We start from the raw sequence: 26,914 nt of genomic DNA, 5'->3' as shown, positions 1-26,914 counted from the left end.
CAAGTCATTCTTCGGCGAGGGAGCGAGAAGCACGCTCCTCGACGAGTGTCGTTATAGAGATCGGGCCGCGCCGGACGGGCGGTTCTCGATCTCTTCCAACATTTGATGAAACACGGCGGCGTCGGCGCGGAACTGCTCGGGGCTGTCGTCGCGCACGAATTCCAGCATGGCGAAACGGTCTCCCGGCCAGCGTGACGCCGGGGCGTTGGACAGGATATCGATCCAGTATGCTTTCTGGTCCGACAGCGGATAGCGCGCCTTGTCTTTATCCCACGCGAAGACATGCACATGCGATGTCTCGCGACCGACGGCGCGCAACTCGCCGAGCGCTTCGGCAAGCGGCAGGCCGGGGCGCGGCTGCCAGTAGAGAAACACGTTCGGGTCGTCGATCTCCGCCATGAGCCGTTGCGCCGAGGCAAGACCGTCCGTGAGGGAATTGGGGTGGTACTCGAGGCCGAGCGTGACGGATGCGTCCGCCGCCTGCCTCGCCATGCGCCGGATCAGCGATGCGGAGTGCCGACGCTCTTCACTGGTATAGGTCGCGGAATCGCGGTTGCGCGTTCCTGGCCAGATGCGGATGTTCGGCGCGCCGAGCGCCTGCGCGGTCTCCAGCACGACCGCGAAGGCTTCTTCACCGTCGCTCGGCGGCGCGACGTATGAGCCGTACGAGACGACTGCGAGACCGGCGCTCTCGGTCAGCCGTCGAACATGGCGAGCAAGATCGGGTTGACCGGGAGGAACATGTACATCGCCCGCCCATTCGATCCCTTCGATGCCACATTCGGCAGCGAGCCTGACGATGGTCCTAGGCGCGAGCTTGCGGAACGTGACGGAGCACAGGCCTGGGCGGAACGACGTCATGCCATCGTCTCCAACGCAGCCGCGGTAATGGCGGAGCGAAGCGGACGGCCCTCGACGAACCGCTCGATCTCCTCGACGATGTACTCGCCGAGAAGCTCGCGCTCGTTGCCGATGGCGCCGGCGATATGAGGCGTGAGAAACACGTTCGGCAGGTCGTAGAGCGCGGAGGATTCCTCCGGGACTTCCGGATAGGTGACGTCGATGATCGCATCGATGCGGCCCGTGCGCAGTTCGTCGATGAGATCGTCCTGTTTGACGATGATGCCGCGCGCCGTGTTGATGAACGTGGCCCCATCGCGCATGAGCGCCAGATGCCTGCGCGTGATCATGCCCTGCGTCGAGGGAAGGGCGGGCGCGTGGAGGGAAACCACGTCCGAGCGCCGCATCAGCTCGTCCAGAGACACACTCTCCATGCCGAGCGCCGCTGCATCCTGCGTGCTTACATAGGGATCGTGGAGCAGGACGCGGAAAGCGAAGGGCTTCAGGAATTCGATGACGCGCCGTCCGATACGCGAAGCGCCGATGATGCCGATCGTGCGCTTGAAGTTTCCGAGCGGATGCGAGGTCATCGGGAATGTGCGTGAGCGGTTGCGGTCCGCGCAGTAGATGTCGCGGAAGCGGAAGACCTGCTTGTTGGCGAAGAGGATCGCTGCCAGCGTGAACTCGGCCACCGGGATGGCGTTGGCCTCGGCCGCATGCGTGACCGCGATCCCGGCGTCGATCACGTCCGCCGACAGGAACCCTTTGACCGTGCCGGCCGCATGGGCGATCAGCCGCAGGTTCGGCGCCAGCTCCAGAATGTCCCGCCCGATGGCCGGGCTTCCCCAGCCGGTGATCAGGATCTCAGTCTGCCGGAGCACGTCCGGAGCCTGTCCTTGCGTAAACGACTGGAGAGGCTCCGGCGCCAGGATCGTGCATGAGCGGGCCAGCCGGTCGAGCAGGTGCCGGGTCAGGACACCTTCCGTACGGACAGGGTCCATGGCGAGTGCAATTTTTTGCGGACGGGTCATGAGCCCATTCTCCAGGCCAGAGCGCCGACCCTTCGGCCGTCCTGCCTAATGAGAGCTTCCAGCTCGTCGATTGCCGGTGCCGGTGGAATGTCCTTCCAGACATCTGCCACTCGGGCCGTACCGGGCAGGGCGACGGCCGCCGTCAGCAAAACCGTTTCGCCACTTGGGATGTCGCCGCGGAGCTGCGGGACGAAAGTCTTGGCATAGAGAAGGTTCGTATTGGGAGGAGCTTTCAGCGCGATACCACGCCGCTCAATCGTGGAACCGAGATCCGCGATGCCGCTGAAATCCTCCGCGCCGATCACCAGGGCGGTCCCGTTACGTTCGTCGATCCGCTCCAGCTTCCGGTACGCATCCGCACGCGGAATCGCGAAGCCCCCCTCGGCGGTGCTCAAGGGACGCGGCGTCCTGATCCGGTGGACCCGGACATGCCATCGGGAGGCGGGCAGAAGCCAGGTCTCCACCTCCACGTCGGACCAGGGGCGCCAGCGGGCATAGAGAACATTTCCGGCCATGCGGGCGTCCTCGTTGGTCTCGCGCACCCGGAAATGCCGGCCGTCGTCGCTGAAGGCGAGCATCCCGTCCAGGGCCGCGCCCTCGAAGATCCGCTCGTCGCTCTCGACGCTGAAGGCATAGCGGGACGAATAGGCGAACTTGGCATATTTCTCGCTGCCGAACCGCATCTGGAGGTTTTCCTGACCGGACGAAAGCGCGATCACGTTCCCGGGCGTGTGCATCATCACCATGCCGGGCTGTGGCTGAGGAGCCGGTTCGGAGAACACGGGAGCCGGCGCCTCCTCGGCCGTCCAGAACGGGTGCGAAGCCGGCAGCGCGAGGGGCAGGAAGGCCTTGAAGGCCCAGTAGGGCGAGCCCGCCGAGTTGTAGTTTTCCGACATGAGCAGGTTGGCATAGCCGAACCCGACCGTGAGAACGCCGCTCCTGTCGGTGATGGGAAGCTTCGCCCACCAGCGCAGGTGCCGGAGATAATAGCCCTTCACCTCGCCCCAGGGCAGCGCCTCCTCGTCGGCGAAGGCCAATGCGGCCCAGAAACCCGCGCAGGCAAAGCGGTACGTCATGCTGCGACCGAAGACGAGCGCGCCGCCATCCTCCGCGAACCAGTGCCGGATGTTCGGGGCGAACTGGCGCGCCCAGTCCCGGAACCGGCGCTTGCGCTCCTCGTCGGACGCCGCCAGGGCTGCATAGATCAGCCCGTAGAAATGCATGGCGAAGGGGATGTAATGGTCGACGCGAGGTACATTGCCGTCGCGGTACCATCCGTCCCCGAGATAGAAAGACTCGAGTTCCTGGAGATATTGCTCGGTGATGGTCCGGTTGAACGTGACCCCGGCCTGTTCCAGGCCGAGATCGATCATGACCCGGAAGAATTTCCAGTTGTTGTCGGCGAATTCGTGCGGCCGGGCCTCCAGCAGGTACGTCGCGACGTTCCTCTTCGCCCGCTCGTCCAGGGGCTCCCAGAGATGCTGGGGGACGAGGCGCAGCGCAAAGCCCAAAGCCGCCAACTCGACCATCCTCTGGTCGCGGTCGGTGACCTTGCCCCAGTACTCGGGATGCTCCGGATCCGTTCCGTTGGCGAGACCCTTCGCGTAAAGCGGCCAATAGGGGAAGTCTCCACCGCCCGCTGCGTAGGGCGCCAAGCCCCAAAGCGGCCGCGCGAAGCCTTCCAGATCCGCCGCCGCCTGATCAAAATGGGCTGCCGTCGCGCTGAGGCTCACCCGGGCGCCGCCTTCGGAAAAGGCGGGCAGGAGCGGCGCGAAGAGATCGAGGAGCGCCTTCTCGACGTCGGCTCGGGTTTTAAGCGGATTGCCGGTCAGGGGATTGGCGTAAACGGCCGCATAGGTCATGCCGGGATCTCTCCACTTTCGGGCTGGTGGTGGCGGGCCTGCACGGTCGCCCCCTCGACGAGCCTGACGGCCAGTTCCACCTTGCGGGGATCGGCGCTCGGGTCGGCAATCCGCCGCTGCATGAGGTGATAGGCTTCCTGACCGATCGCCTCCCGGTCCACATGCATGGTGGTCAGGCGGGGCATGGTCATGGCCGCGCAGGGAAGGTCGTCGAAGCCCATGACGGCGAAGACCTGGGGGATGGACAGGTGATGGTTGGTGATCGCCTCCATGACGCCGACCGCCATCATGTCGTTCATGCAGAGGGCGGCGGTAAAGCCTTGATCCTCGAGGAGGATCGCCTCCATGGCCTCGCACGCCTCGGTGCTGGTCCGGGATGCGGAGGGGAGCTGGACGATCCGCGTGGTCACGCCGTTCTTCGCAGCCGCCGCCTCGAAGCCCCGGACGCGCTCGCGGATGGTGTGGCGGTGGGACATGGTGAAATGGAGGATCCGCCGATGGCCGGCATCGATGAGATGCTGGGTCGCGAGCCGGGCTCCGTAGAAATTGGCCGGAGACACGCAGTCGAATTGAAGGTTCGGGTCGTTGCCGTTGACCCAGACGGTCGGGAGCTTGGATTCGAGCAGCCAGCCGCACAGATCCTCCGGCGGATCGATGCCGACCAGGAAAACCCCCGTGGCGTCTGTCTCCGACAGGGTCTGCTTGAGATCGGAGAATCTGAGGGAGGAGGAGCGGACCAGTCGCGGCAGGAGAGTACCGCCCGACCGGGCCGCCGCGCCCCGCAGGCCGCTGAGGATACCCTCATAGAAGACCCCAAGACCGCCGGTCGCATGATCGACCGGGATGAGCGCCACCGCCCGCTGGTTCTGGGGCTGGACCGCCGGAACTGGGCGTATGCTGTAGCCGAGTTCGGACGCGATCCGGATCACCTGGTCCCGCACATTCGTGCTGATGCCGGGTTCATTCGCAAGAACGCGGGAAACGGTGCTCACCGAGACGCCGGCGAAGCGGGCAATGTCCGTCTGGCGCGGACGTCGGCTGAGGCTCACTCTCGTCATATCCTCCCACCTTTTCTCGTTGCATGAATTTGTTGCGCAGAGGCGCGTGAGTTGCAATCCTCACGCAAATGCAAATTTTTGCGTTACTAGGCGCTGGAATTGCGCGAGCCAAAGCTGGCCGAGGGCCGGATTCTGCAGGTGGTTGAGGGTTTCAGCGTCGCGCAACGGCGACCTGAGTACCCATGAAGGCCGCCAGGATGATCACCAAGCCGCCCACGATGAGAGACAGGGTCGGGACGATGCCGAAATAGAGATAATCGGCGATCGAGGAGAACACGATCACCACGTAGCTGAGCGGGGCTAGGATGCTCGCTTCTGCCAGCTGGTGGGAGCGCAGGAAGCAGAATTGGCCAACTTGAGCGAGCGCCCCGATGACGAGGAAGGCGGGCAGGTCGCTCAAGTGGGGCGGAACCCAGATAAAAGCCGCCGGAACGGCCGTCAGGACGGCAAGGCCGATGGTGTAGAAGACCATCAGGACGACGGCGTGTTCGCCGGTAAGGCGCCGGGTCTGGATGACGCTGAAGGAGCCGAACAAAACCATTCCCAAAGCCGCCAGAAGACCCCAATCCCAGCTTATCGAGCCCGGCTTCACGATGAACAGCACGCTGGCGAAGCAGATGACGGACGATATCCAGTGCCGTCTCAGAATGCGCTCGCCCAATATGACGGCGGCAAATCCCAGGATCACGAACGGACGGGTGAAGCCGATCACGGTAACGAGTGTCAAAGGCAGCGCGGCCGTGGCGGCGTAGTTGCAACTCAGGGCCATGGTGCTGCAAAGCACCCGCCCGATATGCCCTTTCATTTGCCGGCTGTTGAAGACGTCGGATCGATAGCGCCAGATGAGCGGTGCGATGAGCAGAAGCCCGACGAGGGCACGAAAGAAGACCAGCTGAATCGCGGGAAAGGTCGCTCCAGCCTGCTTGATGATGCCCATCGAGATGACGACGAGCACCATGTCGGCCAAGGCAAAGACCGCCCCCTGTCGATTGGCGACATGCCGGTCTTTCACATCGGTTGGAGGCATCATGGGGAGGGCCCGACCTTGGCAGGCTCATCGTGAAGCCGGCCGGTCCGACAAGTCTCGACCGATGCCCTTAATATTGCATTAGCGTTGTCGACAAGAGGCCCTGACGGCCAGGTGCTCTCCAGGTGCTCTCCGGACCCATACCTTGGCGGGAGATTACGGGTCGCGCCGCTCGACGATCGTATATTCCGCGTCGATGATGCCATCCTGTGGGCGAGGAGGCTGAGCGGGCCGCACCCTGCGGCGGAGATAGAAGTACAAGGCCGCGCCGCCAGCGAGCACGAGAGGAAGTACGACGAAGATGCCGACGAGCAAAATCGCCAGCATGGCGATGCCTGCTGCCGCCACGGCCAGCAGCCTCACCAGAAGTGACAGGAAGCCGCCGCCCCGGGAAGCTGTCGTTTGGGTGCGAAAAACTACGTAGTCCACGATGGATCCTCCAATGCGGGAGCGCTCGTCGGCGCAAGAGCAAAATGAGGTGTCCGACATCGCGAGCGGCGCCCCCGCCCGCCAGAGGGGCCCGGACCCCTAGTCCACGCTAATGTGGGTGGAGAAATGGGCGGATACAAGACGAAGGATACAATACGGTGGCGCTCGCCGGACTTTCCGTGAAGGAGAAGCTGCATCCGCACCTTGTAGAATAGCGACGGTCAGCGTGATCGATCTGAAACAATATATCTATCGATTTTCGAAGTGTTCGGATGTTTTGACACCCCCTTTCGCATTGAGTCCCGGAACTGACCGGATGAAAATCTCGAAATACCGAAACAATGTACAGGATGAAGTGAGGCTGTTCTGTTGAAGCGGTTCATCAAGGCCCCGGTGACACCTGATGCGCGGCTTGCAATCTCTCGGCGATATCTCGTTTAATAGCGCAACGTTGCGATGGTGAGACGGTGCGGGACTGAAGGGCTGGCAATGAATTGTCCACACTGTGCACAACCTGCTCCGGCCGACGCGGTTCTGCAGCCAGTGTGGAGCGCCTCTCGCCCCGAATGTGCCCACGATGGGCATTCCCGCGACGGAACCGGGCAGTACCGAGGAGTTCAAGCCGGTCACGATCCTGTTTGCGGACATCGTCGCTTCTACGGAGCTGGTCTCGAAACTTGATCCTGAGCAGGCGATGAGGCGTCTGGCACCGGCTATCATGCTGATGCGGCGAGCAGCGGAACGCTTCGGCGGAACCCTCATCCACAGTCTGGGCGATGGTATCATGGCCCTTTTCGGCGCGCCGCATGTCCAGGAGGGGCATGCCTTGCTGGCGTGCCAAGCTGCCCTGGCCATCCAGGCTGAGATCAAGAGCGTGCTAGGGGCAATGGCCGTCCGAATTGGCCTGCACTCGGGACTCATCGTTTCCGAGACGAGATTTGCCGGGCCGGTCAACGAACGGGAGGCGTACGGAGTTGCCATCCACATCGCAAGTCGGGTGCAGTCCTTGGCGGAGCCGGGGACGATCTATCTCAGTGAGGATTGCTACCATCTCGTCGAGCGGTTCTGCTCTGCCAAGCAGATCGGGCGCCGCTCTATCCGGGGACTGCAGGACGAGATAACCGTTTATGAACTTTTAGGCTTTCAGCTCCCGTCACCCGGAACGCTTTTCTCGGATCCAAACCTCACGCTCTTCCAAGCCCGCGAGCGCGAGATGATGGACCTGGAAGCTTCCTTCCAGGCCGCTTTGCGCGGCGAAAGCCATATCGTGGGGATATGCGGCGCAGCGGGAAGCGGAAAGTCACGGCTTTGCTTCGAATTTGCCCAACGATGTCGGAGAGATCGGATCCCGGTTATCGAGGTCAGGACTCAACCCTATGGCAAGGCTGCGCCGATTCAGACCATTCTCGAAGTCGTGCGGCTTCTGCTCGGGGTTGCCGCGAGTGACGAACCCGCCGTGGCCCGTAGGCTTGTCCAGAATTACTTGGAAAGGCTTGGTTCTCCTCCCGAGGACGCACTGCCGATCCTGTACGACTTTCTAGGCATCACTGACGGCGCTCCGGCGCAGACCGTGACTCCGAAGATGCGTCATGCCGCGCTTCTGGACATCATCTCCTGGCTGGTCCGTAGCCGTTCCTCTGAACCGTGTGCCATCATTTTGGAAGATCTCCATTGGCTGGACGAAGCGAGCGAGAGCTTCCTGGAGGTCCTTTGCGCCTCGATCGTGGGATCTCACGCCCTGATGGTCGTCAATTACAGGCCTTCGTATCAAGCCTCCTGGATGCAGCGGGATGACTTTCATCTCCTGGAGCTGAAAGAATTCGATCGTAGTCAGATAAATCAGTTCATTTCTTCCGTCGTTGGGGACCATGCGGACGTGGTCGAGATACGAGACCGCATTTCCGAGCGGTCGGGCGGCAATCCGTTTTTCGCCGAAGAGATCATCCGCTCATTGATCGAAAGCGGGGTCCTGATCGGCAAACCCGGAGATTACCGTCTTGGGAGCAAGATCAAGGACAATCCGCTTCCAGTGACGCTCCAAGCCGTCATAGGCGAGCGCATCGATAGGCTTTCCCCGTCCGATCGAGCGATCCTGCAGATGGCTTCCGTCATCGGAAAAGAGGTGCCGTACGCGGTCTTGGAAGCCGTCAGTGCGCAGGAACTCGCCGCTGATATCAAGCCAGCGCTTCTCCGACTATGCGCGGTCGAACTGCTGCATGATCAGGACAGACCGGATGGGCGCTACTATTCCTTTCGCCATCCCCTCATTCAGGAGGTGGCTTATTCAAGCCAGCTGAAATCCCGCCGGAGCCGGCTTCATGCATTCGTTGCGCCTGCCTTGGCAGGCTACTATGCGGAAAGACAGGACGAGGTGGCGGGTCTCATCAGCTTTCACTATGAGGCGGCGGGCATTCTTTCGAAAGCTGCGGAATATGCCCGTAAGGCGGCTGAATGGATCGGGTCTATGCATCCTGCTCAGGCGATCAGGCAATGGCAGGTCGTGCATCGCCTCGTCCACACCCAGGGACCAGCCGTGCGAGACAATGCCTTGCTCATCCTTTCGAGCGCTCAAATCGCATGGCTTGGATGGCGCGAGGGCATGGGGGCTAAGGATGCCGCTCCCTATATCCAAGAAGCGTTGACTGTCGCAAAGGATACGGACGATACGATGGTTCCTTTGCTTCTCTTCGTCGAAGCCAGGATAAGCGGCGCTAGCGGAGGGGCAGCGGATCATTATGTCGCTCGTGTCACGGATGCATTGGCGGTGCTGGATGATGCGGCTCATCAAAGCCGGGCCGCGACGCTCTATGCCTCTCTCAGCCAAGCCTATGGCTGGGCCGGTCTCTTCAACGAGGCGCTCGAGGCCAATGATCGCGCTCTTGCCCTGCTGCAACATGTACAGGACTTCGAAAACCGTTTCCTGGGATATAGCGTCGAGCATTGGGCACTCAGCCTGCGAGCGAGGATCCTGATCCATCTCAACCGGATCGACGAGGGAAGGGCATGGCTCGACCACATGCTTGCGATTGAAGACGGCCGGATCGATCCGACTGTGCAATTCATCAGCCATCTTGGATATGTGGATCTCGCCTGGTTTTCAGGCGATGCGGATCTCGCTCTACGGCACGCGAAGCGCGTAAGCCAACTCGCGGAGCGCCACGGCACTCCCTACCTAAGGGTCTTCGCATATGCGTGCATGGCAATTGCTAAAGGACTGGCGGGAGATGCGCAGGAAGCTATCCGGGAACTTGAGGAGGGGCTGGATTTCATGCACTCCGCAAGGGCTGCCCTCGACTATGAACCGGACATGATGGCCATATTGGCCGAATGCCAGGCTCAAGCCGGCCAATATGGGGAGGCTCTACTGACAGCCGAACGTACGATCATCTTATCCCGGGATCGGGCGACCCGTCTCCCTGAATGCCGCGCCTTGATCGTCGCCGGGGAAGCCATGGTCGCACGCCGCGGAAAGGATGCCGTTCATCTCCTCCAACAAGCCGAGGCACTGATTCAAGTGACCGGAGCAACTGTTCTAGAACCTCGGCTACGGGCCGCTCAGGAGAAGCTGTTGATCAGGAGTTCCTGAAAAGCGAGCCGCTTTCGCGAGCCTCTGCCGGAGGTCGCTCAGCAGCTGCGAGGCTCGACGAGCAGCGTAAACTCGCTCATGCCATAGTCATCGATGACGCGGACATGGGAGCGCAAATGCGTTCTGCAGAATTCGCGCCATCGCTCTGGCTCCGTGCAATAGAGCCCCATCCTGGTTCGTTTCCCGGATGCTGGCGCATGAACGAAGTTCACGGAAAAGCCCTTCCGGCTCGTCCTCCGGAGATGAGCCAAAGTCTTCTCGATGAGTTGCTCCCAAAGCAGGATCGGCTGATCGAGCATGACGTTGAAGATTCCGCTCGCGATGCTGTAATCCGCTGAACGCGGGCTCTCGACGCCTCGGTGAAACCGGATCGTCTCTCCGGCCCAGCGCCTGTTTGCGCTGCGGACCATTGCCGGCGACAGGTCGATTCCAAGATAATCGACAGGGGTTTGTGGATGATACAGCGCCAGATAATCAAGAAGGGCGCCATACCCGCATCCTAAATCGTTGAGCGAGAACGGGTTCGCGAAATCGCAGAGCGTGAGAAGTTTTCGAAAACGAAGAGCTTGCGTCGGCACGCAGCTCCAATCGACGCCTAAGGGGCTGGGGCCGTAACGACGGAGCTTCTGCGTGTAATACTGCTCGACTTGCCGATAGGCCTCGTCGAGTTCGGCTGAGTGAAGGCTGACCATCCGGGTCGAGGGCTTACCGTCCTCGTGGAGCCTTTCGCGCGGTCTTGGACACTGACTTGGCTGCCTTGGTCGGAGCCTTACGGGCTGTTTTCGAGGCTTGGCGGGCCATCCGGGGAGCCGTTTTCGGAAGCATCGGCAGCGACACGATAATGTAGGGTTGCTCCATATAGAAGAAACCGGTTCTGGAATCCCTCACGACGACCCTGCGCCCGTCTTCGCTACGGGAATCATGAGCCTGGAATAGAACCGGAAGAGGGCGGCCCGATTCAAAATTTTCCACCATCATGTTCATGATGCGGTCATTGCCGTTCACGCCGGGCTCGTCGGAATCGTATTTGTCCAGTTCGCCGATGAGTTTGAGCCATCTGTTCCTCGCTCGTGCGTTCCAGAAGCCCCCGAGATTGAGGAGGGCGACGCAATCCCGAAAAGAGCGCCCTCTTTGAAAAATCTGAAACTCTTTTTGCAGGCTGCTCATCTCATCGATGCCGCCGAATGCCTCTCCGGGGCCTTGTGACGGACCGAAGCGAAGGTTCATGAGGTCGAACAATCCCGAAATGAAGATATCGTCCTCTTTCATGATGCGGCCCATCACACCCTCCACTGTCGTAATACGAAGATATTCCGTGGGGCAAATCGCATCAGCCGGTCTAATAAATGTCAAGCTTACCTCATTGGTTACTTTGGGGTATGAGAGTATTAGCGCACAGAGAAATGCGTTTCTGCCTCCCTCGCATGCTGCTCTGGACAGACGGCGCACATTATCGGCTGGGCTGTTCTAAAAAGGTCCCTTGATTCGTACGACGACAGGAGGAGAAAGATGGCCTTCCATTATTGCGCTGACGAAGGGTTAGGATTAAATATCGATGCCGTGATCTGAAATTTTGTTGCATTTCATTCTGTAGATCCTTTTCTCCTAAGTGGAGGGCAGGCGAAGCGCGTCTCCTCTCTCCAGTCGGGACTTTGTCCGGCACATATCTGAAAGTCTCCGGTAACCGGCTATGGCTGTCGTCACGTTCACTAACTACATGCGGCCTGGGCTCCGACTGCAGGACTTCCTTACCGTAATTGTGGGCTCGATCTCCTACGGAGCGGACGGCGGGCTCGAAACGGCGACGTTCAAAGTCGATGTCGATCACATGATCCTCGACATCGTCTATCGAGGTCTGACCCTGGACAGGACTTCCGGGCAGGTCTCATCGATGGAAGTGCGGCGCGGTGGTGAACTATGGCTAACCTACGCGAGTGACGCGTTCCTATTCGACTATGATGGGGGCCTCGCGAGTTTCCATGAGAGAGGAGCCGTGGCTGCGGCTTCGATCATGCAAGGGAGCGACCATCTCACCGGCACCTCTCAAGGCGACTATCTCGAAGGTTATACCGGGGACGATCATCTCGATGGCGGGCAGGGGGCGGATACGCTCGATGGTGGAGCCGGCAACGATACCTACATCGTGGACAACCGAGACGATCGGGTCTTCGAGACTGTTAGCGCAGGTTACGACGTCGTTTACACCAGCGTCAGTTTCGCCATGGCGGCCGATGCCGAGATCGAGGAACTGAGAGCCGCCGCAGGAGCGAGTTCTCTGTCCCTGATCGGCAACGACTTGTCGAATTTCATTGTTGGTACGTCAGGAAACGACGAGCTCGATGGCAAGGGAGGGGGCGATACCCTGATCGGCGGTGCCGGCGACGATCTCTATTACGTCGATTCCTCCTTCGATGTCGTCGTGGAGGATGCAGGACAAGGGCGTGACACGGTCATCGCCTATGCCTCATTCGCGCTGAGCGAAAATGTCGAAGTCCTGAAGGCGGCTGGCGGCTACCTCTCCATCAGCCTGACGGGAAATGCGCTCTCGAATGAAATTTTCGGCAATTTGGGCGCGAACACGATCGACGGCCGCGACGGAGATGATTTCCTCTACGGCGACGGTGGCAATGATGTCATCTACGGCGGAAACGGGCAGGATGTCCTCTATGGAGGGATCGGAGAAGATTTCCTGTCCGGTGGAGATGGAGATGATTATCTCTACGGAGACGTCGGCAACGACACGCTCGACGGCGGTGCGGGCCATGACGTCCTCTACGGCGGAACCGGACGAAACCGACTGCTCGGGCAGGGCGGCAACGATACGCTTTATGGAGGAATGAACGCCGATACCCTGTTGGGCGGCGACGGCAATGACAGGCTCTACGGCGACGCCGGAAATGATTCGCTTGATGGCGGAGCGGGCAATGACACCCTGTCTGGCGGCTGGGGACGCGACATCTTCACGTTCAAGGACAAGCTGAACGCCAAAACCAATATCGACACGATCACGGATTTCAACGTCAAGGACGATACGATCCGCCTGGAAAACAGCATCTTCAAGAGGCTTGGTAAGGCTGGACAGCTGAAACCTGACTTCTTCACCATCGGCAGCAAGGCGCAGGACAGCAACGATTACCTGATCTACAACAAGAAGACAGGGCACTTGTATTACGACGCGGACGGGTCCGGATCCAAGTCAAAGGCCACTCTCTTCATCAAGCTGAAGCCTGGTCTCGCCCTGACCGATAAGGATTTTTACGTCATTTAGGCCACGGGATCGAAACCCTCCTACTTCGAGCATGCCCGTTGGACGGGCATCTGTGGTGCTATTGGCAAACATCGACCCAATCGGCGCCCACAAGTTCGGCCATACGCTGAGGATGGATGCGAACGGCCGTATGAATCGAGCCTGCCGCCGGAACCACCTCGTCGAAGGCCTTCAGGGATATGTCGCAATAGACTGGAAGCGGTGTTGCCAATCCAAAGGGGCATACGCCGCCGACAGGATGTCCCGTGAGCGCCTGAACCTGTTCCGCGTCCAGCATCGAGGCCTTGCCGCCGAAGGTCGCCTTGACCTTGCGGTTGTCGAGGCGCGCGGTACCGCTCGTCACCACCAGGAAGCTTTTCTCGCCCACGCGCAATGACAGCGTCTTGGCAATTCTTTCAGGCCCGACACCGTGTGCCTCCGCCGCCTGGGTTACAGTAGCGGTGCTGGTCTGCATCTCGATGATCTCGATATCCGGTGCGTTTTGGGCGAGGAAGGCGCGAACGGACTCAAGGCTCATTGTCGAGAAGCTCCTGTGGTGGAAGGCGAGGCAAGCGACATACCATGACTGAGCCGCCTGATGCGATACTGTCAGGATAGCAGCTGCCTCGTTGATTGGGTCAATTGTGGCCTTAGCGTTCGCTTTCGGGATAATCGGCTCCACGGCTCGTCTCGGCCCAGGCCTCGACTTCCGCGAGAGTCTCTTTCAATTTTTCCCGGACTCCGTCGAGCGCAATGGCGCCGAGAACCAGATGCTTGGGCGGATCTTTCGCCTCGACGGCCTTGATGATGGCTTCCGCCGCGCGGACAGGATCGCCCGGCTGCTTGCCACTGTAATTCGCGGTGGTTTCCAGCCGCGCGCCGACCGTATCCTGATAATCGGAAATCGTCGGACGCCGCTGCTGAAGGGAACGGCCTGCCCAATCGGTGCGAAAGGGGCCGGGCTCGACGCAGGTCACCTTGATCCCGAGCGGGGCGACCTCCTTGGCGAGCGCGTCCGACAGACCCTCCACCGCATGTTTGGTCGCCGCATAATATCCGGAGCCCGGATAGCCGATGAAGCCCGCCTGCGACGAGATATTGACGATGTGTCCGTGCCGACGAGCGCGCATGCCGGGAAGCACCGCGCGGGTCATGGCGGCGAGGCCAAAGACGTTCGTCTCGAACTGCGCGCGGATCTCCGCATCGTCGCCCTCCTCGATGGAGGCCTGATAGCCATAACCGGCGTTGTTCACGAGAACATCGATTGCACCGAAGCGCTCTTCGGCCGCATTGACGGCGGCAGCGATCTCGTCATTCCTGGTGACGTCGAGCGATAGGGCAAGCGCCCTGTCCTCGTATCCACGGGTCAGGTCCTGGACCCGGCCCGCATCGCGGGCGGTCACGACGGCACGCCAGCCTCGCTGAAGGACGAGCTGGGCGAGTTCCCGCCCGAATCCTGTGGAGCAGCCCGTAATGAACCAGACGGGATTCTCATTGAGCGGCATGGGACATTCCTCTTAGCGGCAGGTTCGCGACGGGTGGGATATAGGCGCTTCCCAAGGCAGGGGAATAGCCCCAGGGAAACGGGCGCCATCGCGCCGTTCCCGCCGCGTCGGGGTTTTCGTCACTGTCAGATTCGTCCGAAGTCGACGAGAGGCTCGTCGTAGATCGCCGTGAGCAACCTTCCGTCGCCCTTGACCATGCCGCGATACATGCCCGAGCAGTTGAAGGGCAGAGAGACGTTGCCCGCATGGTCGACCGCGACGATTCCGCCGGACCCTCCGGCCGGTGCGAGCATGTCGATCACCACGGCGCGCGACGCTTCTTCCAGGGACTGGCCCGCATAGCGCATGCGTGAGGCAATCTCATGAGCCGCCGCATAGCGGATGAAGATCTCGCCGTGGCCCGTTGCCGAAATGGCGCAGGTCTCGTTGTCCGCCCAGGTTCCGGCGCCGATCACGGGGCTGTCACCGACGCGTCCCGGAGCCTTCGCGGTCATTCCTCCGGTGGAGGTCGCTGCAGCGAGATCCCCGTGGCGGTCGCGGGCGACTGCACCGACCGTGCCGTGCTTGCGCGACTCGTCCTGGTCGTCGGCGCCGCTCTTGCGCATGGCGAGCGTCTCTTGCAGCGCATTCCAGCGCTGTTCGGTGTAGAAATAGGAATCTTCCTCAAAGGCAAGGCCCTGCTTGCGGCAGAATTCCAGGGCGCTTTCGCCGATGAGAAGCACGTGGCCGGAATGTTCCATCACGGCGCGGGCGGCCAGAACCGGGTTGCGCGGGCCGCAGATGCCGGCGACCGCGCCGGCCGAGCGGTCACGGCCGTCCATGACGGCAGCGTCCATCTCCTGCTTGCCGGCCGAGGTATAGACCGCGCCGCGCCCGGCGTTGAAAAGAGGCTCGTCCTCGAGCGCCATAACCGCGGCCGATACGGCATCGAGCGCAGCGCCGCCATCGGCCAAGACGGTGCGACCGGCGTCCAAGGCCCGGCGCAGGCCCGCATGGTAGGCGGCTTCCCGCTCGGGCGTCATCTTGCTGCGAAGGATCGTGCCTGCCCCGCCATGGATCGCGAGGGCGAAATCGTTATCGGAGGTTGTGCTGCCGGTCATGGTGTTCACGCTTCAGGTGAGAGGGATTTCAGAGTGTCAAACAGGCCCGGACGATGATGGCCCGAGCGACCGGTCATGGAACCTGCGGCGATGAGCGCGTCGAGTACGGCCTCCTGCGTTGCATCGGCCATGGCCTCGAAGAGGAGATCGATGCGATTCTCGTTGAGAACCTGGAGACCGACAAGAGCCGCCTTCTCGTCGTGAGACAGGACGTTGGCGGTGGTGAAGCCGAGCGCGATGTCCCCACTGCCATGCCCCCAGAAGGATCCCAGGCGCGCCAACCCGACGCCGGAGCGGCGGATGATGCGCTTGATCTGCCGATCGCTCAGCGGAATATCAGTGGCGGCAATGATGATGATCGAGCCCTTCTCCGTCACTGTCCTGTCGAGGGCGCCTGAAGGCGAAACGATCCTGCCATCTGGCAGACGAAGGTCTCCGGGGCGTCCGAAGTTCGACAGCACGAGAACACCGAGGTGATAGCTCCCGTCGTCGAGGTCCAGACGGCGGGATGAGGTACCGATTCCACCCTTGAACCCGAAGGTGCTCATCCCGCAGCCGGCTCCTACGGAGCCGACATCGAATCGTGATGAAGCGCTCTCCAAAGCCGCGTAGGCGTCCGCTTCCGTGACCGCCAGAGCCTGAATGTCGTTCAGGTAGCCGTCATTGCACTCGAATACGACCGGGTTCACCGTGGCGGTCTCCCGGCCGATATCCGGGTTCTGCGCGATGGCATGGCGTACGAGGGCGGTGCAGCATGTGCCGACCGAAAGAGTGTTGGTGAGGAGGATGGGCGTCTCGAGCGTACCCAACTCCTCCACCTGCACGAGGCCCGCGCTCTTGCCGAAACCGTTCAGGACATGAACGGCCGCAACCGGCTTCCTCCGATAGAGGTTGTCGGCATGCGGCACGATTGCAGTCACACCGGTTCGGATGTCGCCGTCGATCAGCGTCCGATGCCCGACACGCACACCCGGGACATCGGAAATGCTGTTGAGCGCGCCAGCCGGCAGGTTGCCGCAGACGAAGCCGAAGTCCCGGGCGCGGGCAGGGCGGCTCATCAGGCGCATTCCGCTTTTACGAAGGCAGCGATCTCCGCATGCGTGGCGATCCACACATCCGAGCGGCGGGTAATCTCCTCAAGGAGCTTTTCGAGGATCCAGATACGTGAACGATAGCCGGTCACATGCGGATGCATGGTGAGCAGAAAGAGGCCGCCTTCCTCGTACGCCCGCTCGAACTCACGGAAGAAGATGTCGTAGACGGCGGTTGGCGGCGTGTGCGGACGCAGTCCATTGAAACGGTGCATGTTGAAATACACAGCATCGTCGCGGATCCATTCCACAGGCAGTTCCACGATGCCCGTGGGCTCTCCCTGTTCCACCAGCTCGTAAGGATCGTCGTCGGCCATGAGCGACGAATCGTAGAGGAGGCCGAGCTCCCGCTCGATGCGCAGCGTGGTGGGGCTGAAATCCCAGGACGGCGTCCGCAGGCCCACGGGCCGCACGCCGGTGATCCGTTCCAGGGTATCCGCCGCGCGGAACATCAGGTCACGCTCGATCTCGTAAGGCAGCTGGCTGTTGAGTTCGTGAATCCAGCCGTGAATGCCGATTTCGTGGCCTTCCGCGACGACACGGCGCTGCTCGTCCTCGTAGAGGAGAGCCGCGACGGCCGGGACGAAGAAGGTCGCCTTGGCGTCGTACTTCGCAAGCGCATTGAGAATGCGCGGCACACCCTGGCGATTGCCGTATTGCCCCTGAGACATGCGGCCGATGGACTTGCCGCCATCGCGCAGCTCGTTCGTCTCATGGTCCGAATCGAAAGAAAATGCGACGGCGCAGCGAGCACCGTTCTTCCACTTGGCGGGCTTCATGGAGCGGCCGGCGCGCACATGGTCCACCTTGCCGCGCCATGTCCGCTCGTCCCAACGCCAGGGTTGGCTGCTGATATCGTCCATCGTTCTTCCTTAAATTTCTTCGTTCAAAATCTGTCCGCGTGGTTCAGTCTCAGGAGCGGCCGCCATCGGCCGAGATGATCTGTCCCGATATCCACGACGCTGCATCCGAGACCAGGAACATGACCGCATTGGCGATGTCCTGCGGGTATCCCAGGCGTCGTGTATGGATGCTCTCCACCAGGCGAGCCTGCCCTTCGGGGCCGTAGCTTTCCCATTGGCGCTGCGTTGCCGGGTTCGACAGCACGAAGCCGGGAGCTACGCTGTTGACGGTGATGCCATAGGGGCCGAGTTCGAAACTGAGTTGCTTCGTCAACCCGACAAGCGCGTGCTTAGAGGCCGTGTAGGCCTGGATGCCGGTCAGGCTCGGGCGCAGGCCGGCGCCGGACGAGATATTGACGATGCGGCCGAACTTCTGTCGCTTCATATGCGGGGCCACAGCCTGGGAGCACCAGAACGCGCCGTGCACGTTGGCTTCGAAGAGGACGAGCCAGTCTTGCTCGCTGACGTCTTCGATCGGCTTCGCCACCTGTCCGCGAACGCCGCCGGCGCAGTTGACGAGAATGTCGATGCCGCCGAGGTCTTCCGCCATTTCGTCGAAGACACGAACGACTGCAGCGCGATCGGCAAGATCGAGCGTGCGGGTCGCTTTGGCTCCGGCTTCCGCGGCAACGCGCAGCCCGGCCTCGTCCATGTCGAGAGCCCAGACATGGGCACCCTCGGCCGCGAGGCACTGGACGATGCTTCGCCCAATCCCCTGGGCGGCACCGGTCACTGCAACCCGTCGATCGGTAAAATCCAGATTCATGGCGTCAGCATCTCGTCGAGTGTGGACCAGGATTGTTCGCGCCGGCCATCCTCGATGTCGTGGATGAGCTCGACCAGCCTGCCGATGGCAGGCGTGGGAATGCCGGCCTCCTTCCCGAGGGTCGCGATGATCGCGATCTGGGCATCGACTTCGGTCTTGCGCTTGCGCACCGCGAGGTCGCGCCAGATACCGGAATGGGTCTTTGCCGTATGGCGGTTGAACTCGGCCATGTCGGCGACGGAGCGTCGCGCGGCTGCTTCATCTGCTCCCGGCATGAAGGCGTCGGGATCGAACCCGTTGAAGCCCAACGGCTTCACCCCGCGTGCCTTCGCGACCGCCATGACCTCCTGGCCGAGGTGGTGGTAGACCGGGAAGTGACGCTCGGAGGCGAGGTTTTCCGACATCGAGGCATTAGTCAAAGCCGTGGCGAAAAGCAGCGAGCCATAGCCGAGCTTCCCCCACAGATAGCCCCAGATGTTGTCCGTGAGCACCGCCTTCGGCTCGAAGATCGACAGCAGGCGATGGTAATCGCGCACCGCATCCGTCACTTGCCCATCGAGCCCGCCGACTGCCACCGCGGCGCGGTTGCCGAAGAGAATGCGGCCAGGCTCAAGCCAGTCCGCTCCGAAATTGACGAAACAGCCGATGGTGCGCTCCGCGCCGATTTCGTCGGCGATGACAATCTCGTTCAGGCCGTTTTGCGCCGAAAGTACCGTGCCGTTCTCGGCAAGGTGCGGCTTCAGGGCCCGCACGGCATCGCGGGTATGATGTGCCTTGACGGCCAGGATGATGCGCTTGAACTGTCCTTCGACTTGGCTGGGAAGAACGGCTTTCACGGATTGCCGAAAGGTCTCGACGGGCCCTTCGATGAAGAGGCCGTCCCGGTTCATGGCGTCCACGTGAGGCTCGACGATATCGACGAGCAGAACGTCCTCGCCGGCACGCGCGAGGTAGGCGCCGAGCGTTCCGCCGATGGCGCCGGCACCCCAGATCAGAATGGTGTTCTCGTTCATGACCAGTTCTCGATCAGCGTGCGGGTCTCTTCGATGGCGACAGCCCAGATTGCGTTCATGTCTTCGTCCGACCGCTGAAAGTAGCCACCGAAATTGCCGTCCTGGAGGATTTCACGGACGCCTTCCGGGCCGAAGGTGCGCATGCGCTCCAGATCGACCATCGGCTTCTGGTGGGACGGCTGCTCGATGCCGGGCAGTCGGGTCCAGGGGAAGTTCTCCATCCAGGAGGCGTGGGAGGCGACCGGGTCGATCTGCTTCACCTTCTCGAAGGTGCGCGGAGCATTCCACCAATTGTGGAACTTCACGCGGCAATCGGGGTTCGCGCCCATCCATTCGATGGCGGCTGTCTGGCCGGGCGTGTTGCCGCCATGGCCGTTGACGAAGAGAATCCGGCGGAAGCCCGTGCGCTTCAAGGACTCCAGAATGTCGGTGATGATGCTCAGATAGGTATCTGCTTTCAGCGAAATCGTGCCTGGATAGGCCATGAAATAGGGCGTGATCCCATAGGCCTGCACGGGGAAGACCGGCACGCCCGTCGGGGCGGCAGCTTCGGACGCCACGCGCTCGGCGAGAATGCTGTCGACGGATAGGCTCAAATAGGCGTGCTGCTCCGTGCAGCCGAGCGGAATAACGGCGCGATCATCCGTCTTCAGGTATTCTTCCACCTGAAGCCAGTTCATCTCACTGATTTTCATGAAGGATCTTCCTCTTGCGTAACGATGGACGAGCGCAGTCGCTCTAAAACGGGGAGCAGGGTGGCCCGGATCGCATGGGGGTCCGGCACGTAGCGGAACTCCATGGCCTGACTATTCTTCGGCAGCATCTTTTTGACGGTTGCTTCGGCACCGCTGGCGTAGATCGCCACGTCGACCCGGGACAGAAAGGATTCCAGATCGGGTGCCGTGATCAGGCGCACATCCACATCGGAGACATGGGGTGCAAAGCGGAGCACGCCGGGCTTCATCAGGGCGGTGAACTCGGGGAAGATCGACACGATGCCAATGCGGGCCATGGGGTCGATCATGGCGAGCTGTGTCCGCGTCTCTTCCGCCGGGATGAAGCTGAGACCAACGACGGGAATGCCGGTGGGGACGAGATGCTCGACCTCGCCGCGCCGATGAGCGAGCGTAACGCAGACGTCGCAGGGCAGGGGAAAGGTCTCGCCCGCATGCAGCGCATCGACTGTCGTAACGGTGATGGTGTCGCCCGTGCCGAGATATTCCTGAATCCTATTGGCATATTGCCGTGTCGTCTCGACGAAGTTGCCCACCATGACGAGCCGCAGCGGGCGCGACGGCGTCGGGCCTCGCGCAGCGCGGGCGTTCACCAGCGAAGAAACCACGGAGGGCGCTAGCCCGAATTGCTCGGCCTCATTGAAAAGCGCTTCGATTCGGTTCTGGATCTTACGGATCGCGGAAGAGCGCAGGCCGTCGCTGCTGTGTCCGTCGCCCACATAGGTGCCGGCCCCGGGCTTCGCCTCGATGAGACCGGCTTCGCGCAGTTCGCGATAAACCGTTGCGACCGTCATGTGCGCGATACCCGCTCGTTCGGCCAGTTCGCGCACCGAAGGCAGACGTTGGCCCGTGGGTAATTCACCCAGTGCAATGCCGAACTCGATCAGGCCGCGCAGTTGGATACCGAGCGGGACCGGGAGAGAACGGTCGAGCGCTGCCGCGAGATTGGCAAGAATGCGCTCATCTGGCGTCTGTTCCGTTTCTTTATAACGGATGCCTTCATAAGCGTCAGATGTTGGTTCAGGTTTGGGCACGGCGCTGTTGACTTTTCGTAACCGAGTGACCTACCGTTCTAATCGATAAGAACACCTTGGACGAAAAGCCAGGGTCTTAGCAAGAGGGGAAGTGAAGTGAAACAAAACTTCAAACTTGGTGGATCGCTCGTTGCGGCTCTCGTTCTCGGCACGGTTCTCTGCGGGTCCGTTTCAGCGCAAACGCTGACCATGGGATTGCGCGCCGGACCCGACTCGATCGATCCGCATTGGTCGACGCTCGGCAGTCAGGCGGAAGCCCTGCGCCACATCTTCGATACGCTCGTGATGTCGGATGAGAATCTGGGACTGAAGCCCGGTCTCGCTACGTCCTGGAAGCCGATCGATGACACGACCTGGGAGTTCAAGATCCGGGAAGGCGTGAAATTCCACGACGGATCGGAGCTGACCGCAGAGGACGTGAAGTTCTCGATCGATCGTATTCCGGTCGTCACCGGCCCCATGAGCATGACCATCTACACGAAGCAGGTCGCGGAGACGAAGGTCGCCGACAAGTACACCCTGCACGTGAAGACCAAGGCGCCTGCGCCGACCCTGCCGAACGATTTCATCCGTCTCTTCGTCGTATCGAAGAATGTCGGCATGGAGGCTCGCAACGAGCAGTTCAACTCCGGAAAGGCCGCCATCGGCACCGGCCCCTACAAGTTCGTGTCCTGGGAACCGAAGGGTGATCTCGTCCTCGAGCGCAACGACGATTACTGGGGCGGAAAGCAGCCGTGGCAGAAGGTGATCCGCAAGGAAATTCCGAGTGATCCGGCCCGCATGGCGGCGCTGAAGTCCGGCCAGGTCGATCTCGTCAACTACGTGCCGGCCACCGACTACGCGGCGATGCAGAAGGACAAGTCGGTCGACACGTTCGTGGCCGACTCTGTGTACTTCCTGAACATCACGCCGAACGTGAAGGAGACCCTTCCGAAGAAGGTGAAGGTCGACGGAAAGGAAATCGACGCGAACCCGCTGCGCGACCCGAAGGTGCGCGAAGCCCTGGATCTCTCCATCGACCGCAAGACTCTCGTTCGGGTCGTGCTCGAAGGTCTGGGGCGCCCGGCCAACCAGCTGATGCCGTCCAACTTCTTCGGCGGCAACAAGAACCTGCCCGAGAAGCCCTACGATCTGGCCAAGGCGAAGCAACTGCTCGCCGATGCCGGCTACCCGAAAGGCTTCGAGATTGACTTCCACTGCACCAACAACCGCCTGCCGGGCGATGGCGCGGTGTGCGAAGCGCTCTCGCAGATGTGGGCCCGCGCCGGCCTGAAGGTGAACGCCAACGCGCTCAACGGCACGGTGTTCTTCCCGGCTCAGCAGAAGGGCGAGTTCTCGCTTTGGATGAGCGGTTGGGGCACGCTGACCGGCGAAGCGAGCTATACCTACGGATCGCTCGTGCATACGGCGGATCCGTCGATCGGCCTCGGCGCCTTCAACAAGCAGGGCTACTCCAATCCGGAAGTGGACAAGCTGCTCCAGGAAGGTGCCCGCACCATGGACGATCCGAAGCGTCGCGCTCTCTTCGAGAAGGTGACGGAGGTCTCCATGAATGACCGTGCGCTGATCCCGACTGTTCAGATCCAGACGGTCTGGGCCGCTAAGAAGGGCATGCTCACGATCCCGGCTCGCGTCGACCAGGAAACCCTGGCCTACGAGATCAAGCCGAAGAGCTGATCGTATCGATGGCTGGCCGGGCGTTTGGGCCCGGCCCGTTCTCTCCCGGAGGGAAGCTCCTTTCCCTCCGGTTTTCTGATTGATGGATGCCCGGGAGCATTGGCGCGCATGTTCCTCATTCCCTGGCATTTCGACACCATGCACGAGACAGCATGATTGGTTTTCTCATTCAGCGCGTTCTGCAGGCGCTCATGGTCGTCATTGCGATGTCGATCATCGTGTTCCTCGGCGTCTATGCCATCGGGAATCCCATCGACGTGATGATCGACCCCGCGTCCGATCAGGCGTTGCGCGAGGCCCTGATCCATCGCTACGGGCTCGATCGCCCTCTCTACGAGCAGTATTTCGTGTTCATGAACAACATGCTGCACGGAGACCTCGGCGAGTCGTTCATCTATCGTCTGCCGGTGTTGAACCTGATCTGGTCGCGCTTCCCGGCGACCCTGGAGCTTGCGCTGACGGCCATGCTGATCGCTACGGGCCTCGGCATTCCGCTCGGATTATGGGCCGGATACAAGCCGGAATCGTTCTCGGCCAAGGCGATCATGGCGTTCTCCGTTCTTGGCTTCAGCGTTCCGAGTTTCTGGGTCGGTCTTCTGCTCATCATGGCCTTCGCGGTCGAACTCGGCTGGCTGCCGTCGGGCGGGCGCGGTCCAACCACTCAGGTGCTTGGCATGAACCTGTCGATCACCTCGTTGGAGGGCTGGAGCTACATCATCCTGCCGGCGTTCAATCTCGCGCTCTTCAAGCTCGGTTTGCTGATCCGACTGACGCGCGCGGGCACAGCCGAGGTGATGAGTTCCGATTACGTGCGCTTCGCCCGCGCCCAGGGGCTCTCCGAAAGCAAGGTTGTCGGCCTGCATGTGCTCAAGAACATCTCGATTCCGATCGTAACCGTCTTCGGTCTGGAGCTCGGCTCGACTCTGGCCTTCGCGGTGGTGACGGAAACGGTCTTCAACTGGCCTGGCATGGGCAAGCTCATCATCGATTCCATCACCGTGCTCGACCGTCCCGTGATGGTCGCCTACCTCATCCTCGTGGTCTTCCTCTTCGTTATGATCAATCTCATCGTCGATCTGGTCTATGGCCAGCTTGATCCACGCATTCGCGTGAAGGCGGCATCATGAGCAGTTCTCCCGCTCTCCCCCTGCCGGCAGAGACCCGCTGGAGCCGGCTCTCCAATTTTTGGGCAGATTTTCGCCAAAGCCCGGTTGCCGTTGCGGCGCTGGTCGTCGTCGCGGTCGTGGTCCTCATGGCCGTCTTCGCGCCGTTCGTTGCCCCACAGGATCCCTATAACCAGGAAGCGCTCGATCTGTTCGATGCCCGCCTCGAGCCCGGTGAGGTCGGCTCCGGTGGGTACGTCCATTGGCTCGGCACCGACGCGGCCGGACGCGACATTTTCTCGGCCATTCTTTATGGACTGCGCACGAGCCTGATCGTCGGCGTCATGGCGGGCAGCCTGGCGCTCGTGCTCGGCACGACGGTCGGGCTCATCGCGGCCTATTATGGCGGCCGCGTCGAGGCGCTCATCATGCGCATCATCGACCTGCAGCTCTCCCTGCCGGCAATCCTGCTCGCACTCGTCCTCGTGGCGATGCTGGGGCAGGGGCTGATGCAGCTCGTCGCCGCCCTCGTCGCCGCGCAATATGCCTACTTCGCCCGCACGACACACGGCGCGGCCAGTGCGGAACGGCGCAAGGACTATATCGAGGCGGCACTCTCGACGCCTCTGCCCGCGCGCCACGTGCTGTTTCGGCATCTCCTTCCCAATGCGCTGCCGCCGCTGATTGTGGTGGCAACCGTGCAGGTGGCGAACTCCATCGCGCTGGAAGCAACGCTGTCGTTCCTGGGGCTCGGACTTCCCATCACACAGCCTTCGCTGGGGTCGCTCATTTCCAACGGCTTCCAGTTCCTGCTGTCCGGCCGTTACTGGATCTCGATCTATCCTGGCATCGCCCTGATGCTGACGGTCGTCGCCATCAACCTCGTGGGCGATCAGGTCCGCAACGTTCTGAACCCGAGGCGCAGCCGATGAGCGAAGCGGTTCTTCGTGTCAAAGACCTCCAGACGCAGTTCCAGACCAGGGCAGGCGTTCTGAAGGCAGTCGACGGCGTCAGCTTCGAGGTCGGTCGCGGCCGTATCCTGGGTCTCGTCGGCGAGTCCGGTTCCGGCAAGAGCGTGACGGGTTATTCCATTCTCGGCCTGATCGAGGCGCCCGGCAAGATCGCCGGCGGTCAGGTGCTGCTCGACGGCAAGGATATTACTCGTCTGAAAGGCGAGGCCATGCGGAAGGTCCGCGGTGCCCAGATCGCCATGGTGTTTCAGGATCCGATGATGACCCTCAACCCGGTCCTCAAGATCGGGACGCAGATGATCGCGGCCGTGCGGGCGCATGACAATGTCTCCCGCAAGGTGGCCCGTGCCAGGGCGCGCGACGCGCTCGCCAAAGTGGGTATTCCGAGCCCCGAGGAGCGGCTCGACGCCTATCCGCATCAGCTCTCGGGCGGTATGCGTCAGCGCGTGGCGATTGCCATCGCTCTGCTGCACAGCCCCGCCGTCATCATCGCGGACGAGCCGACGACCGCGCTCGACGTCTCCATCCAAGGCCAGATCCTGGCCGAAGTGCGCCGGCTGGCTGACGAGACCGGGACGGCCTTCGTATGGGTGACGCACGACCTCGCCGTGGTTTCGAGCCTCGCGGACGATATCTGCGTCATGTATGCGGGCAGGGTCGTGGAAAGCGGCCCGGCTGCGGATGTAATCGCATCGCCGCGCCATCCCTACACCGCAGGCCTTCTCGCATCCGTCCCGGCCGAGCACGAGCCCGGGACGAAGCTTCCGCAGGTTCCGGGATCGACGCCGTCCCTGGCCAACCTCCCACCGGGCTGCGCCTTCGCGCCCCGCTGCGCCAAGGCGGGACCCGCCTGCACCACGACGCCGCCCATCCGGACCTTCGAGGACGGACGCACCGCCCTATGCCATTACCCGATCGAGCCCGTTTCATGCCAGCCGCTCTCCTTGACATCGACCACGTATCGAAGCGCTTCGTAAAGCAGCCGAATCTCGGGGAGCGCATCGCCGGTCTCCTGGGGGCTGGGCCGAAGGCCGAGACCGTGCGCGCTGTGACCGATGTCAGCCTCTCGGTCGCCAAGGGCGAGGTCGTGGGCCTCGTTGGCGAATCCGGCTGCGGGAAGTCGACGCTCGGGCGCATGATCGCGGGCATCTACACGCCGAGCGACGGCAAGATCCTGTTCGACAAGGTCCCCGTGGCCAAGTCGCAGGGACGGCGGACGCAGAAGCTGACGACCCGCGTGCAGATGATCCACCAGGATCCGTTTGCCAGCCTCAACCCGCGCATCCGCATCGGCGACACGGTGGCCGAGGGGCCGGTGACGCATAACGTCGTCAAGGGGCGCGATGCGGATTCCTATGTGGCGGATCTGCTCGGGCGCGTCGGGCTCGACCCGAGCTACCGCAGGCGCTTCCCCCACCAGTTCTCCGGCGGCCAGCGCCAGCGCATCGCCATCGCCCGCGCTCTCGCCATGAAGCCCGACCTTCTGGTCCTTGACGAGCCGGTCGCGTCCCTCGACGTGTCGATCCAGGCGCAGGTGCTCAACCTGTTCATGGATCTGCGCCAGGACCTCGATCTCACCGGCATCTTCATCAGCCACGATCTCGGCGTGGTGCGGCATGTCTCCGACCGGGTCGCGATCATGTATCTCGGCCGCATCGTCGAATTGGCGCCCACGTCCGAGCTCTACGCCAATCCGAATCATCCCTATACGCGCGCGCTGTTCGAGAGCGTCCCGCGCATCGGTGTGGGCAAGAAGAGCTTTCGCCCGATCGCCGGCGAGATCCCGTCGCCGCTTCATCCGCCGAGCGGATGCCATTTCCATCCGCGGTGCCCCTTCGCAGGTCCGCGCTGCAAGCGGGAAACGCCTTCGCTCACCGGCATCGGCCCCGGCCGCTTCTCCGCCTGCCATCTCAACACGGGCGGCACGGACTAATCGAG

Annotated in this window: 24 protein-coding genes; 7 read left to right on the top strand and 17 right to left on the bottom strand. The window is 61.9% G+C overall.

The window, feature by feature from the left end:
• Nucleotides 1-51: 51 nt before the first annotated feature.
• The 6 genes from DDF70_RS09150 to DDF70_RS09125 all read right to left on the bottom strand — a co-directional run bounded on the left by DDF70_RS09150 (nt 52) and on the right by DDF70_RS09125 (nt 6,247).
• Nucleotides 52-861: a sugar phosphate isomerase/epimerase family protein gene (locus DDF70_RS09150; RefSeq protein WP_114944560.1), complete on the bottom strand. Its 810-nt coding sequence runs from the start codon at nt 859-861 to the stop codon at nt 52-54.
• A complete protein-coding gene (locus DDF70_RS09145; protein ID WP_114944559.1) occupies nt 858-1,871 on the bottom strand; it encodes a hydroxyacid dehydrogenase in 1,014 nt (337 codons plus the stop codon). Before DDF70_RS09145 ends, DDF70_RS09150 begins: the two co-directional genes overlap by 4 nt.
• Nucleotides 1,868-3,733 (bottom strand): DUF2264 domain-containing protein, encoded by a 1,866-nt coding sequence (locus DDF70_RS09140; protein WP_114944558.1) that lies wholly within the window; start codon nt 3,731-3,733, stop codon nt 1,868-1,870. Before DDF70_RS09140 ends, DDF70_RS09145 begins: the two co-directional genes overlap by 4 nt.
• Nucleotides 3,730-4,791 (bottom strand): LacI family DNA-binding transcriptional regulator, encoded by a 1,062-nt coding sequence (locus DDF70_RS09135; RefSeq protein WP_114944557.1) that lies wholly within the window; start codon nt 4,789-4,791, stop codon nt 3,730-3,732. The genes DDF70_RS09140 and DDF70_RS09135 overlap by 4 nt, the downstream gene beginning before the upstream one ends.
• A 151-nt stretch (nt 4,792-4,942) precedes the next feature.
• Complete coding sequence (locus DDF70_RS09130) at nt 4,943-5,821, bottom strand: DMT family transporter (RefSeq protein WP_114944556.1); 879 nt, start codon at nt 5,819-5,821, stop codon at nt 4,943-4,945.
• Between the two features lie 153 nt (nt 5,822-5,974).
• Entirely contained in the window at nt 5,975-6,247 is a 273-nt protein-coding gene (locus tag DDF70_RS09125) for a hypothetical protein (RefSeq protein ID WP_114944555.1), read from the bottom strand.
• 577 nt (nt 6,248-6,824) lie between these two features.
• Between DDF70_RS09125 and DDF70_RS09120 the strand changes: the two genes are divergently transcribed.
• On the top strand, nt 6,825-9,833 hold the full coding sequence (locus DDF70_RS09120) for an ATP-binding protein (RefSeq protein ID WP_114944554.1): 3,009 nt from the start codon (nt 6,825-6,827) through the stop codon (nt 9,831-9,833).
• A 38-nt stretch (nt 9,834-9,871) separates the two neighbouring features.
• On the opposite strand, the gene DDF70_RS09115 is transcribed toward DDF70_RS09120, so the two are convergent.
• A complete protein-coding gene (locus DDF70_RS09115) occupies nt 9,872-10,525 on the bottom strand; it encodes a class I SAM-dependent methyltransferase (protein ID WP_114944553.1) in 654 nt (217 codons plus the stop codon).
• A gap of 13 nt (nt 10,526-10,538) precedes the next feature.
• Nucleotides 10,539-11,114 carry a hypothetical protein gene (locus tag DDF70_RS09110; RefSeq protein ID WP_114944552.1) on the bottom strand — a complete coding sequence of 192 codons (576 nt, stop codon included), beginning with the start codon at nt 11,112-11,114 and terminating at the stop codon, nt 10,539-10,541.
• A gap of 409 nt (nt 11,115-11,523) precedes the next feature.
• Between DDF70_RS09110 and DDF70_RS09105 the strand changes: the two genes are divergently transcribed.
• A complete protein-coding gene (locus DDF70_RS09105) occupies nt 11,524-13,101 on the top strand; it encodes a calcium-binding protein (RefSeq protein WP_114944551.1) in 1,578 nt (525 codons plus the stop codon).
• A 58-nt stretch (nt 13,102-13,159) separates the two neighbouring features.
• On the opposite strand, the gene DDF70_RS09100 is transcribed toward DDF70_RS09105, so the two are convergent.
• From DDF70_RS09100 to DDF70_RS09060, 9 genes are all read right to left on the bottom strand, one after another.
• A complete protein-coding gene (locus DDF70_RS09100) occupies nt 13,160-13,618 on the bottom strand; it encodes a YbaK/EbsC family protein (RefSeq protein ID WP_114944550.1) in 459 nt (152 codons plus the stop codon).
• 112 nt (nt 13,619-13,730) lie between these two features.
• Nucleotides 13,731-14,585, bottom strand: a complete 855-nt coding sequence (locus DDF70_RS09095) for an oxidoreductase (RefSeq protein WP_114944549.1) — start codon at nt 14,583-14,585, stop codon at nt 13,731-13,733.
• 125 nt (nt 14,586-14,710) lie between these two features.
• Nucleotides 14,711-15,685, bottom strand: coding sequence for an isoaspartyl peptidase/L-asparaginase family protein (locus DDF70_RS09090; RefSeq protein WP_114944608.1), 975 nt, complete (start codon nt 15,683-15,685; stop codon nt 14,711-14,713).
• Between the two features lie 5 nt (nt 15,686-15,690).
• Entirely contained in the window at nt 15,691-16,743 is a 1,053-nt protein-coding gene (locus DDF70_RS09085) for a DmpA family aminopeptidase (protein WP_114944607.1), read from the bottom strand.
• A complete protein-coding gene (locus DDF70_RS09080) occupies nt 16,743-17,639 on the bottom strand; it encodes a polysaccharide deacetylase family protein (protein WP_114944548.1) in 897 nt (298 codons plus the stop codon). Before DDF70_RS09080 ends, DDF70_RS09085 begins: the two co-directional genes overlap by 1 nt.
• Before the next feature lie 49 nt (nt 17,640-17,688).
• The gene (locus DDF70_RS09075; protein ID WP_114944547.1) at nt 17,689-18,444 is read right to left on the bottom strand and encodes an SDR family NAD(P)-dependent oxidoreductase; all 756 of its coding nucleotides are present in this window, start codon (nt 18,442-18,444) and stop codon (nt 17,689-17,691) included.
• Nucleotides 18,441-19,457, bottom strand: coding sequence for a ketopantoate reductase family protein (locus DDF70_RS09070; protein ID WP_114944546.1), 1,017 nt, complete (start codon nt 19,455-19,457; stop codon nt 18,441-18,443). The genes DDF70_RS09075 and DDF70_RS09070 overlap by 4 nt, the downstream gene beginning before the upstream one ends.
• Nucleotides 19,454-20,152: a creatininase family protein gene (locus tag DDF70_RS09065; RefSeq protein WP_114944545.1), complete on the bottom strand. Its 699-nt coding sequence runs from the start codon at nt 20,150-20,152 to the stop codon at nt 19,454-19,456. The genes DDF70_RS09070 and DDF70_RS09065 overlap by 4 nt, the downstream gene beginning before the upstream one ends.
• Nucleotides 20,149-21,225 carry a GntR family transcriptional regulator gene (locus DDF70_RS09060; protein ID WP_114944544.1) on the bottom strand — a complete coding sequence of 359 codons (1,077 nt, stop codon included), beginning with the start codon at nt 21,223-21,225 and terminating at the stop codon, nt 20,149-20,151. The genes DDF70_RS09065 and DDF70_RS09060 overlap by 4 nt, the downstream gene beginning before the upstream one ends.
• Nucleotides 21,226-21,321: 96 nt before the next feature.
• Between DDF70_RS09060 and DDF70_RS09055 the strand changes: the two genes are divergently transcribed.
• The 5 genes from DDF70_RS09055 (at nt 21,322) to DDF70_RS09035 (ending at nt 26,909) form a co-directional block, all read left to right on the top strand.
• Nucleotides 21,322-22,902, top strand: coding sequence for an ABC transporter substrate-binding protein (locus DDF70_RS09055; protein ID WP_114944543.1), 1,581 nt, complete (start codon nt 21,322-21,324; stop codon nt 22,900-22,902).
• Between the two features lie 152 nt (nt 22,903-23,054).
• Nucleotides 23,055-24,029 (top strand): ABC transporter permease, encoded by a 975-nt coding sequence (locus tag DDF70_RS09050; RefSeq protein ID WP_114944542.1) that lies wholly within the window; start codon nt 23,055-23,057, stop codon nt 24,027-24,029.
• Complete coding sequence (locus DDF70_RS09045; protein WP_114944541.1) at nt 24,026-24,937, top strand: ABC transporter permease; 912 nt, start codon at nt 24,026-24,028, stop codon at nt 24,935-24,937. The genes DDF70_RS09050 and DDF70_RS09045 overlap by 4 nt, the downstream gene beginning before the upstream one ends.
• Entirely contained in the window at nt 24,934-25,953 is a 1,020-nt protein-coding gene (locus DDF70_RS09040) for an ABC transporter ATP-binding protein (RefSeq protein WP_114944540.1), read from the top strand. Before DDF70_RS09045 ends, DDF70_RS09040 begins: the two co-directional genes overlap by 4 nt.
• Nucleotides 25,905-26,909, top strand: coding sequence for an ABC transporter ATP-binding protein (locus DDF70_RS09035; protein ID WP_114944539.1), 1,005 nt, complete (start codon nt 25,905-25,907; stop codon nt 26,907-26,909). Before DDF70_RS09040 ends, DDF70_RS09035 begins: the two co-directional genes overlap by 49 nt.
• Nucleotides 26,910-26,914 lie beyond the last annotated feature (5 nt).

The organism is Microvirga calopogonii (assembly GCF_003347665.1).
In the GTDB taxonomy this organism is placed as follows: domain Bacteria; phylum Pseudomonadota; class Alphaproteobacteria; order Rhizobiales; family Beijerinckiaceae; genus Microvirga; species Microvirga calopogonii.
Note: the sequence above shows the minus strand (reverse complement) of the source record. Positions and strands in the feature narration are given on the sequence as shown.